Here is an 11,728-nt window from a genome sequence, read left to right on the forward strand (position 1 = left end):
CCCTGTTATTTTGCCATCTATCACTTATACTTGCTGGCATATTGTTGAATAAAATAGGCTAATTAGCTTTTAATATTTTATCAAACAAGAATTTTATATTACTTAGAGGAAAACACTGTGTTAGAAGCTTATCGTAAGCACGTTGCGGAGCGTGCTGAGCAAGGTGTGGTACCACAACCATTGGATGCAGAACAAACTGCTGCTTTAGTCGAGTTGGTGAAAAATCCACCTCAGGGCGAAGAAGCATTTTTATTAGATTTATTATCTAATCGTGTACCGCCAGGGGTAGATGACGCAGCTTATGTAAAAGCTGGTTTTTTAGCAGCTGTAGCAAAAGGTGAAACCAGTTCACCAATTTTATCTGCTGAAAAAGCAACTGAATTATTAGGCACTATGTTGGGTGGGTACAACATTCAGCCTATGATCGATTTGTTGGATGATGACAAGTTAGCCGCAATTGCAGCTAAAGGTTTATCACATACATTATTAATGTTTGATGCTTTTTATGATGTAAAAGAAAAAGCCGATGCAGGCAATGCATTTGCTAAACAAGTTTTACAATCATGGGCTGATGCACAGTGGTTTACATCAAAACCTGAAGTTGCTGAAAAAATTACGGTTAAAGTATTTAAAGTAACCGGTGAAACCAATACCGATGATTTATCTCCTGCACCAGATGCATGGTCTCGTCCGGATATTCCACTGCATGCTTTAGCTATGTTAAAAAATAGCCGTGATGGTATTAATCCAGATAAAGACGGTGAAATCGGCCCAATCAAACAGTTAGAAGAATTACAACAAGACGGTATTCCACTGGCTTATGTTGGTGACGTTGTTGGTACGGGTTCATCTCGTAAATCTGCAACTAACTCTGTTTTATGGTTTATGGGCGATGATATTCCATTTGTGCCAAATAAACGCTCTGGTGGTGTTTGTTTAGGCGGTAAAATTGCGCCTATTTTCTTTAATACAATGGAAGATTCTGGTGCATTACCAATTGAAGTTGACGTAGATAATATGGAAATGGGCGATGTTATCGACATTTATCCATACGAAAAGTGCGTTAAACGTGGTGGCACAGACGAAGTTATCGCAACATTTGAATACAAATCAAATGTGATTTTAGACGAAGTACGTGCCGGTGGTCGTATTCCGTTAATCATTGGTCGTGGCTTAACCGACAAAGCGCGTGAAGCGTTAGGTTTAGAGGCTAGCACGGTATTTAAACGCCCAGAAGATGTTGCTGCATCTAACAAAGGTTTTACCTTGGCTCAAAAAATGGTTGGTAAAGCTTGTGGCGTAGAAGGTGTTCGTCCGGGTCAATATTGTGAACCTAAAATGACGACGGTTGGTTCGCAAGATACGACAGGCCCAATGACTCGCGATGAGTTAAAAGATTTAGCTTGTTTAGGTTTCTCTGCTGATTTAACGATGCAGTCTTTCTGTCATACCTCAGCTTATCCAAAGCCTGTAGATGTCAATACTCACCACACATTACCTGATTTTATTATGAACCGTGGTGGTGTATCGCTTCGCCCTGGTGACGGTGTTATTCACTCATGGTTAAACCGTATGTTATTACCAGATACAGTTGGTACTGGTGGTGACTCTCATACGCGTTTCCCAATGGGGATTTCATTCCCAGCTGGTTCTGGTTTAGTCGCTTTTGCTGCTGCAACTGGTGTGATGCCGCTTGATATGCCTGAATCTGTTTTAGTTCGCTTTAAAGGTGAATTACAACCGGGGATTACATTACGTGATTTAGTTCATGCAATTCCTTATTACGCTATTCAAGACGGTTTATTAACGGTTGAGAAAAAAGGTAAGAAAAACATTTTCTCTGGTCGCGTATTAGAAATTGAAGGTTTAGAAAAATTAACGGTTGAGCAAGCGTTTGAATTATCTGATGCTTCGGCTGAACGTAGTGCGGCTGGTTGTACTATCACGCTATCTGAAGATTCAGTTGCTGAATATTTAGAGTCAAACATTGTTATGCTTAAGTGGATGATTAGCGAAGGCTATGGCGATGTACGTACAATTGAACGTCGTATCGGCGAAATGGAAAAATGGTTAGCAAACCCAAGCTTAATGCGTGCAGACGCTGATGCTGAATATGCAGCCGTTATTGAAATTGATTTAGCAGATGTTAAAGAGCCGATTTTATGTGCGCCAAATGATCCGGATGATGCACGTTTATTATCTGAAGTTGCTGGTGATAAAGTCGATGAAGTCTTTATTGGCTCATGTATGACAAACATTGGTCACTTCCGCGCAGCCGGTAAGATGATTGATAAATTTGGTTCGGTTTTACCAACTCGTTTATGGGTTGCTCCGCCCACTAAGATGGATAGAGATCAATTAACTGATGAAGGTTATTACAGCATTTTTGGTAAGTCTGGTGCGCGTATTGAAACACCGGGATGTTCGCTTTGTATGGGTAACCAAGCTCGTGTTGCCAATGGGGCAACCGTGTTATCTACCTCTACCCGTAACTTCCCTAACCGTTTAGGTACAGGCGCTAACGTATACTTATCATCTGCCGAATTAGCAGCAGTTGGCTCTATGATTGGCCGAATCCCAAGTGTAGAAGAGTATATGCAGTATGCTGAGCAAATTAATGCAACAGCGGCAGATACTTACCGTTACCTGAATTTCCACAAAATGGATGCTTACACTAAAAAAGCAAACTCTGTGATTATTCAGCAGCCAGCTTAATTGATATGAGTCAATTACTCTGAAAACCCGGCTTTTTAGCCGGGTTTTTTGTTTATAGTTGAAGTTAACTTAACCTATCTTATTCTTACTGCTATATTTAACCCTAGAGTCTTTCAATGACATTAATTTAACCGAATTGAAGTTAAATTAAATTTCTCTGAAAAAATACAGCTTATGTAATGTATCTGAACTTAGATTATTCTGTGCCTGTGTTTAAAGGGTTTTGTTATGTACTTTTGTAACCGGCTTTTAATATTACTGTTAGTTTGTTTTTTTGAAGTCCATGCATCATCACAAGTGAAATTGATTGATCAAAATGAGCAGCCTGTCAGTGATGCTGTTGTGACTTTTCAATCAGAAACTCAGTTTACGAACTCAAATATTGCAGTGATGGATCAGCGTAACAAGCAATTCACTCCAAAAGTATTAGTTATTCAGCAAGGACAATCTGTTCATTTTCCCAATAGTGATAATATTCGCCATCACGTTTATAGCTTTTCAAATCCTAAACCTTTCGAAATAAAGCTGTATAGCGGTACACCTACCGAGCCTATTCGGTTTGACCAGGCCGGAATTGTTGTGTTGGGGTGTAATATTCATGATTCAATGGTAGGCTACATTTATGTTGCTGAAAATGAAAAAGTGGCTTTGACCAATCAGCAGGGAATAGCTTATTTTGATGAGAGCTCATTGCCTAATAATATTTCAGTGTGGCATGCTAAATTGTCAGCATCATCGAATGAAAGAGTAAACACTAAATTGAAAAATAGAGCTGCTGATGGCGCTTGGATTATTCAACTTAATTTAATTGAGCAGCAAGTCGGTGACAAAAAATCAAATAAAATATTTAGAACTAGGTTTAACTAATTGTCATTAAAATCACTTCATTACAATATATTTAAACTAGTGGGCGGGCTTTTGTGTTTTAGTTCGTTATCGATATTATTCGCTATCTGGATTGCTACAACCAATCATGCTAGAACTCAGGTTAATGGTGATTTACAGGTTGGTGAACGTATTTTTAAACAAGTATTAGCCAGCCGAGAGTTACAGTTATTCAATTCTGCAGATGTGTTAACTTCTGACTTTGGTTTTAAGCAGGCGGTTGCCACTCAAGATGAAGCGACTATTTTGAGCGTATTAGACAATCATGGTCGTCGAATCAAAGCCGATTTAATGGGGGTGATGCTGTTATCAGGTGAGTTAATTGCAACCGGTTTGGCTGATAAAGCCTCTCAAGAAACCGAGCAATTATTAAGCTTATCTACCCAAGCCTTACAGCAGGGAGGACACTCAGAGATCATTCAGTTAGGCGATAATGCTTATCAGATCATGTTATTAACTGTAGATGCACCCAATCCTATTGCAGTTGCTATTATCGGTTTTGAGTTAGATAAAAGTTTCATACATGAATTAAAAGAAATAACTAAATTAGATATTACTATTGTAAAAGATCAGCACTTGCCTGCTATCTTAATCAGCTCTTTAACCTCAGAGCAACTACCACATGTATTGAATCGGGTGGGTAAAGAACTAGATCTGGTGAGATTACCTTTTACTTATAAAAATATGTATGCCTCTAAGCAGTTTTTATTATCCACCGATAATCAGTCAGTTTGGGTGATCCTCTCAGAAGATCTCAATCCTCTGTTTTCAGAGTTTAATTTTTTACAATTTAAAATATTTGTAATTGTACTAATGTCTTTATTTTTGGCTTTATTCTTGGGCGTTTTGTTTGCCAAAAATTTAACGCATCCATTAACTCAATTGGCTCAAATGGCAAAACGAATAGCGAAAGGTGATTATTATAACTCGATAGAAACTAAAGTTAACTCCCAAGAAATGAGTAATCTTGCCTTGGCTTTTAGCGCTATGCAGCAAAATATTAAAGAGCGTGAAGTGGAAATCCAATATCAGGCTAATCATGATTTATTGACGGGATTATATAACCGCTATCAAATTGCACATATTATCCGGCAAGCATTAGATAAAGCGGAAAGTTTTCAGGTAATTGGCATTAACATTATAGATTTTAGAAGTATTAACGATACTTTCGGTTACCAAAACGGTGATATTTGTTTAAGTTTATTAGCTGAGCGAATTATGGCTTTAGGTGGCAGTGCTGCCAGATTAAATGCAGGTGAATTACTCTGGATACCTGAAAAACTGCTTACTGAACAAGAGATTCTGACTTGCCGAAAAGAGCTTGAACAAACTTTTATCATCGATGATTTAACGCTTAACCTAAAATTAGCGATTGCTGTTATACAGGCCCCTCAAGATGCTCAAAATGAAGCGTCATTGTTTCGACGGCTCAATATTACGGCTGAAAAATCTCAATCTCAAGCTCACTTTTATCAACAATATGAACCCGAATTAGAAAAAATTTATCTTAAAAAACTGGCTGTGCTAGGTGAATTGAAAAATATGTTAGATACAGAGCAAAATGAATTAGCAATGTTTTATCAGCCTAAGCTAAATACCAGCAATAATAAAATAGAAAAAGCAGAAGCATTGATCCGCTGGAACAGTCAAAAATTAGGTTTTGTATCACCTGATTTTTTTATACCAATAGCTGAGCAAGCTGGGATTATCGTGCGCTTAACCGAGTGGATTATTCATCGCGTAGTGCAAGATATTGCACGCTGGCAAGCTGAGGGGGTTAATGTGCAAGTTGCGATTAATTTATCTGTGCATGATGTCGCAGATGAAACTTTACTGCCAAAAATAATGAATTGTTTAAACACATATAATGTAGGTCGTCATGCTTTGTCTTTTGAATTAACTGAAAGTGATTTGATGAAAGATCCGGTTAAAGCGATTGAACATTTAAAAGCGATTAGAGATTGTGGCTTTGGACTGGCAATTGATGACTTTGGTACAGGCTACTCGTCACTGGCTTACTTAAAAGATATGCCAGTGACAGAGCTTAAGGTAGATAAAAGTTTTGTTTTGCATTTAATGAACTCGGAAGACGATCAAAATATCGTTCAAACAGTGATTACACTCGCTAATCGCTTTAGCTTGGAAGTGGTAGCTGAGGGGGTTGAAGATGTGGCTTCACTTGAGCTTCTTAAAAGTTGGGGTTGCCATTGGATTCAAGGCTATTATATTGCTAAACCCATGAGCGCAGCTAATTTTAAACACTGGTTAGTGGATGAGTTTCAGGAAAAGGTGTTGATCGGCACCGATTAACGTTAAGTGTGGATCAGGCAAACCAAAGTATAATTGAGGAACGGACATGAAAAAAACGATATTACAGCAATTGTTTTTGTGGCCTTTTATTTTAGTTACCAGTTTGGTTTATGCCGCTGATGGGAAATTACTCGCAACCGCTGGGTTAACTCAAGTGGAAGGCAGCGGTGGAGGTGGTATTGTGCCTTGGGCTACTTTAAGTGGTTATGATAGTCAGGAACAAGTTTCTGTTTCTGCTTTTAATACTCATGTGTCGGTGGACGATTACCAATTGAATGTGATTGGCTTAGCAACCAGTTTTTATGATCGAGTTGAGTTTAGTATTGCGCGGCAAACGTTTGATTTACCTAATAGTGTTATTGGCCTTGGGCTCGGTGATGAGATTAATCAAACAATCTATGGGCTTAAAACCAGATTGTATGGTGACGTAATTTATTCTCAATTTCCGCAATTAAGCTTTGGAATTCAGTATAAAAAGTTATCTGACGGGGCTATTGCTGGTGCTATTGGTGCAGCTGAAAATCAACAAGGGGTAGATTATTATTTAGCTGCCACCAAAGTGCATTTAGGTGCTGTAAATGGTTATAACCTTGTATGGAATCTAACCGCAAGAGCGACGAAAGCGAATCAGATGGGATTATTAGGATTTGGCAGTCAACCTAAACAGGATCACCAACTAGTTTTTGAAGCGAGTCTAGGGGTTTTGTTATCACGAAATTTAGCTATCGGAGTGGAATATAGACAAAAGCCAGACAATTTGGCGGCTTTTAAAGAAGATAATTGGAAAGATATTTTTATTACTTATATACCCAATAAGCATTTTAATATCACTTTAGCATATGCTGATTTAGGTAATATTGCGGTGGCAGATAAGCAACAGGGTATTTATGTATCAACAACAGGGTATTTATGGTGATTTTATGAAATTGATAACTTTTTTGTTGGTATTAACTTTAACTGCGTGTGTCAATCAGACTCAAAAAACGCTTTATGAGCAGTTAGGTGGAAAAGACAAAATTACACAAATTGTTGAAAACTTCATATATGAAATTGAATTTAATGAAACCATTTATGAATACTTTAAGGAGACTGATATTCAAAGGTTTCATGATAAATTAATTGAACATATTTGTGTTAACACGGGTGGGCCTTGTCAATATACAGGGGATACCATGGCACAAGTTCATGCAGGAATGAATATAAATGAGTCGGACTTTAATTTGACGGTCGATTTATTAATTAATGCCATGACTAAAGCGGATATTCCTCATCCGTTGCAAAACAAAGTGCTGGCCGTTTTTGCACCTATGCGCAAAGACATGATATATAAATAAAAATAAATTGAGCCGTCAGACGTGGTCAAAATGATTGGAAATGTGATCTAGTCAAATAGCTAAAGCAATAAGCTATCGCATTTTTTATTAATAGTTTGTAAGATGGAGAAATAATAAGACATGACTAAATCACAGAGCCTTTTATGTACGAAGCCTTTTATGGATTGAAAGAAAAACCTTTTCACCTGACACCCGATCCTCACTTCTTTTTTGCCAGTAAACTCCATACCAGAGCACTTTCTTATTTAAAATACGGGATTACTCAAGGCGAAGGTTTTATTGTGATTACCGGTGCAATTGGTACAGGTAAAACCACGATTGCCAATAGTTTATTATCTGAGATTGATCATCAAGAAGTTAAAGCCATTCAAATTGTAACCCCTAAGTTAAATCCTGATGATTTAGTCGTTGTTGCGGCTGAAAAGCTAGGAATTTCAACTGAAAATAAGTCAAAGGGGCAAATTTTACAACATATAGAAAAAGAGTTAACCAAACTAGTTAACAGTGGACATAGAGCGTTATTAATCGTTGATGAAGCTCAAAATTTACCACATGAGTCTGTTGAAGAATTAAGAATGCTATCTAACTTCCAGACTAATGGTAAGCCTTTACTGCAAAGCTTTTTATTAGGTCAGCCAGAGTTAAGAAACTTATTACAACTACCTAATATGGAGCAATTCCGTCAGCGTATTGTAGCTTCCTGTGACCTTAAAGCGTTAAATCAGCAAGAAACTCATGATTATATTCATTTTAGAATTAATGCGGCATCGGAAATTGATGAGACGGTTAAATTAATTTCTGAAGAAGGGATAGATAAAATTTATCAGCTGAGTTTAGGGATTCCAAGACGTATAAACACTATCTCAGATCGAGTGCTTTTATATGGGTATTTAGAAGATAAAAAATATTTGGAAGCTGATGATGTTCAAACAGTCATTGATGAAATCAATCAGGAATCAGTTGAAAGTGATAAGGTCCCTCTAAATTTGGAGGAAAGTCATCACCCTCTTAAGCGGACCTCTGCTAATAATGCTTTTAAAGAACAGGATACAAGGTCCAAACAGGATAATGGGTTAGAAGACTTAATGCCGCCACCAGAAAAACCAGCACCAAATAACAGTGGCATTCCGGCGGATATTATTGAAGATGTTGCTCATTTACGCCACATGCTTCAAGAGATCCGTTATACCTTAGAGACATCAATTGAGTATAAGCTTAAAGTTAGCCGCTATATAGACAATGCAATAAGCCGAAAATTAAAACAATTAAAACACTTATCTAATGAAGAACTCAAAGAAGAATCGGGCGATTCTAAACAAGATATAAACGAGCAAAAAGAAGGTTAAGATGAAAAATATAATCTCAGATATGGACGGTGTATTATACCGTGGTAAACAGTTAATTCCCGGCGCTAAAGAATTTGTTCAGCGTTTAATTGAGTCTAATACCAAGTTTTTGTTTTTAACCAATAACTCAGAGCAAACCCCGATTGATCTCGTACGTAAATTAGAATTATTAGGGGTTGAAGGTTTAGAAGAAAAACATTTTATCACCTCAGCGATGGCAACAGCTAAGTTTTTGCATGATCAAAACCCCGGCGCAAAAGTTTATGTTGTTGGCGGTGGGGGCATTGTTAGCGAGTTATATAAACTGGGGTTTTCAATCACAGATGTAGATCCTGATTATGTTGTTGTTGGTAAAACGACTTCATTAAATTATAGCCAGTTAAAAACAGCCACTCGCCTAATTTTAAATGGTGCTCAATTTATTGGTACAAACCCAGATATTGTAGACCCCGGTGAAAAAGGTTTAGAGCCAGCAAGTGGCGCGATTTTGGCTGCAATAGAAGTCGCGACCGGTAAAAAACCTTATGTAGTTGGTAAACCTAATCCCCTTATGATGTTAATAGCAAAAAACCAATTAGGTGTGCATTCTAAAGATACAGTTATGATAGGTGACCGAATGGATACCGATATTATTGGTGGAATGGAAGCTGGGATGGATACGATTTTAGTTTTATCTGGTGTGAGTAACCGTGATACAATTTCTCAATTTCCGTACCGTCCAACGCATGTCTTTGCTGATGTAGGCGAAATAGAGTTAGATAAATTGTAATTGTTTTGTAAAATATATTTATTGAATTTTTACTTAAACTCACGGTCAAAGCTGCTAAACTAAAACCATTAAATTATTTAGTCAGGCAGCTTTGATATTTTTATGAAGCAATCAGTTAAAAAGTGTACTTTAGCTTTAGTCACCTTATATCTTTCCGGATTAATTATTATTTTATTTGCTTACAAAAAAGGCTCAGTTGAATCTGAGCTAATGCAATATTATGTTTTGGCCGGTGGCTTGTTGGCTGTATTAGGGTACAGATTTTCAAAACTTTATAATGATAAGTTTGACCTTGGCCAGCTTATTACCCGTGATCAATTTACTTTAACCGCACAAAGTGCCTCAGGTTTTATTAATTATTCAAAAACGGCTATTCCAATCAGTCAAATTAGTAATATTACCATTGCCCAAGGTTATTTATTAATTGAACTTAAAAACGCCAAACCGGAAGATAAAACACTGGAGTTTTTCTTTCCCGCCTCTAAAGTGCAAATTCAAACCCATCTATTTCGGCTATTAGACTCAACTGAGCTTAATAAAATTCAGCTTAACCTACTGGCTGAATAAAACTCTCTCGACAATTTTCGCTTAAGTTTAACTTTAACTGTTTGATAGCTATAATGCCTGCTCAAATTTAGGCAGGCAATTAGCTAGATATTCAAGCTACTTGAATAGATAAATATCCAACAGGTTTTTAAATTATGGCGATAAACTGGTATCCGGGCCACATGCATAAGGCTCAGCGAGAAATAAGAAAAATTTTAGGTGAGATCGATCTGTTTATCGAAGTGTTAGACGCGCGTATTCCTTACAGCAGCGAAAATCCTATGATAGCCCAAATTAGAGGTGATAAACCTTGTATTAAAATTTTAAATAAAAGCGATTTGGCTGATCCTGTTATTACTCAAGCATGGCTTGAACATTTTAAACAAACCAAAAATACAGATGCGATAGCAGTAAGCGCAAAAAAACCTGCCAGTTTAAAAGATATTATTTCGCTATGTCGTCAAATGGCACCTAATCGTGGTGAGCCGGGCAAGCCGGTTAGAGCATTAATTGCAGGCATTCCAAACGTAGGCAAATCAACCACCATTAATATATTAGCTAACCGCATAATCGCCAAAACAGGCAATGAGCCTGCCGTAACAAAAAGTCAGCAACGTATCAATATTGGTGACAATGTGATTTTATATGATACGCCGGGCATGTTATGGCCAAAAGTGGAAAACGAAAACTCGGGTTATCGTTTAGCGATTACCGGCGCTATTAAAGAAACAGCATTTGATTTAGATGATATTGCAACTTATGCCGCCGATTATTTAGTAGAAGCTTACCCTGATGCATTAAAAGCAAGATACCAGTTGGATGAATTTGCCGATAATGGTTATGAAACACTAGAGCTGATTGGTAAAAAACGCGGCTGCTTGCGTGCCGGTGGTCGGGTTGAGATGAACAAAGCCGCTAAAATATTATTAACTGAGCTACGAGATATGCAAATTGCAGCCATTAGTATGGAAACTCCGGCTATGTGTATTGCAGAGCAAAAAGAAGTTGATGAACGTTTAGCAGAAAAAGCTCAAAAGGATGCTGAGCGTAAAAAACAATTTAAACAAAAGCGCAGATAAGCAAACACGTTTAATAAATAAGCTAAAAAAGCATTTTTAGATGCTTTATTCGTCAATTAGAAAAATAATTGATTTTTAGTGAAAAAAAACAAAAAAATTGGTTGACTTAGACCCTCAAAATCCGTTTAATACACGCCCGCAGCAGCTAGAGATTCTAGCCGCTCGAAGTGTTGCCCAGATAGCTCAGTCGGTAGAGCAGGGGATTGAAAATCCCCGTGTCGGTGGTTCGATTCCGCCTCTGGGCACCATTAGTGCCGACTTAGCTCAGTTGGTAGAGCAACTGACTTGTAATCAGTAGGTCGCCAGTTCGATTCCGGCAGTCGGCACCATTTTTTGTAACACCTTATTTGCCCAGATAGCTCAGTCGGTAGAGCAGGGGATTGAAAATCCCCGTGTCGGTGGTTCGATTCCGCCTCTGGGCACCATTTCTTTTATTTCCTTTTTTGTGAATAAAGAAGCCTGCTCAATTAGGTTTGATTAGCTATTGAGTTTTATTTGATTTATCAAATAGTTTGTTTTTATATGCCGACTTAGCTCAGTTGGTAGAGCAACTGACTTGTAATCAGTAGGTCGCCAGTTCGATTCCGGCAGTCGGCACCATTTATATAAAAACAGACAATTAACTTACTCCACATAAGTTAGCACTATCGTGTCGCCCGGGTGGTGGAATTGGTAGACACAAGGGATTTAAAATCCCTCGATCGTAAGATCGTGCCGGTTCAAGTCCGGCCCCGGGCACCATTT

The 11,728-nt window shown here is 37.8% G+C and carries 9 protein-coding genes and 5 tRNA genes; all 14 read left to right on the forward strand.

The annotated features are described in order from the left end of the window. The first annotated feature begins 117 nt into the window (after positions 1 to 117). On the forward strand, positions 118 to 2,715 hold the full coding sequence (acnB, locus tag N7931_RS16465; RefSeq protein WP_262795444.1) for a bifunctional aconitate hydratase 2/2-methylisocitrate dehydratase: 2,598 nt from the start codon (positions 118 to 120) through the stop codon (positions 2,713 to 2,715). A 297-nt stretch (positions 2,716 to 3,012) separates the two neighbouring features. After that, positions 3,013 to 3,582: a methylamine utilization protein gene (locus tag N7931_RS16470; RefSeq protein ID WP_262795445.1), complete on the forward strand. Its 570-nt coding sequence runs from the start codon at positions 3,013 to 3,015 to the stop codon at positions 3,580 to 3,582. After that, entirely contained in the window at positions 3,583 to 5,910 is a 2,328-nt protein-coding gene (locus N7931_RS16475; protein ID WP_262795446.1) for an EAL domain-containing protein, read from the forward strand. Between the two features lie 46 nt (positions 5,911 to 5,956). Then, entirely contained in the window at positions 5,957 to 6,826 is an 870-nt protein-coding gene (locus N7931_RS16480; RefSeq protein ID WP_262795447.1) for a DUF3034 family protein, read from the forward strand. A gap of 4 nt (positions 6,827 to 6,830) precedes the next feature. Further along, a complete protein-coding gene (locus tag N7931_RS16485) occupies positions 6,831 to 7,244 on the forward strand; it encodes a group I truncated hemoglobin (RefSeq protein ID WP_262795448.1) in 414 nt (137 codons plus the stop codon). 143 nt (positions 7,245 to 7,387) lie between these two features. Further along, positions 7,388 to 8,590, forward strand: coding sequence for an XrtA/PEP-CTERM system-associated ATPase (locus tag N7931_RS16490; protein ID WP_262795449.1), 1,203 nt, complete (start codon positions 7,388 to 7,390; stop codon positions 8,588 to 8,590). Position 8,591: 1 nt separating this feature from the next. After that, entirely contained in the window at positions 8,592 to 9,359 is a 768-nt protein-coding gene (locus N7931_RS16495) for an HAD-IIA family hydrolase (protein ID WP_262795450.1), read from the forward strand. 102 nt (positions 9,360 to 9,461) lie between these two features. Next, positions 9,462 to 9,926, forward strand: a complete 465-nt coding sequence (locus tag N7931_RS16500) for a hypothetical protein (protein ID WP_262795451.1) — start codon at positions 9,462 to 9,464, stop codon at positions 9,924 to 9,926. A 134-nt stretch (positions 9,927 to 10,060) separates the two neighbouring features. Next, positions 10,061 to 10,984 carry a ribosome biogenesis GTPase YlqF gene (ylqF, locus tag N7931_RS16505; RefSeq protein WP_262795452.1) on the forward strand — a complete coding sequence of 308 codons (924 nt, stop codon included), beginning with the start codon at positions 10,061 to 10,063 and terminating at the stop codon, positions 10,982 to 10,984. Positions 10,985 to 11,156: 172 nt separating this feature from the next. Beyond that, a tRNA-Phe gene (locus tag N7931_RS16510) sits at positions 11,157 to 11,232 on the forward strand. A 5-nt stretch (positions 11,233 to 11,237) separates the two neighbouring features. After that, positions 11,238 to 11,313 (forward strand) — tRNA-Thr (locus N7931_RS16515). A 20-nt stretch (positions 11,314 to 11,333) separates the two neighbouring features. Continuing rightward, positions 11,334 to 11,409 (forward strand) — tRNA-Phe (locus N7931_RS16520). Between the two features lie 99 nt (positions 11,410 to 11,508). After that, positions 11,509 to 11,584, forward strand: a tRNA-Thr gene (locus N7931_RS16525). A gap of 54 nt (positions 11,585 to 11,638) precedes the next feature. Then, positions 11,639 to 11,725: transfer RNA gene (locus N7931_RS16530), tRNA-Leu, on the forward strand. The last annotated feature ends 3 nt before the right edge of the window (positions 11,726 to 11,728 follow it).

The organism is Catenovulum sp. 2E275, assembly GCF_025515275.1.
Lineage (GTDB): Bacteria > Pseudomonadota > Gammaproteobacteria > Enterobacterales > Alteromonadaceae > Catenovulum.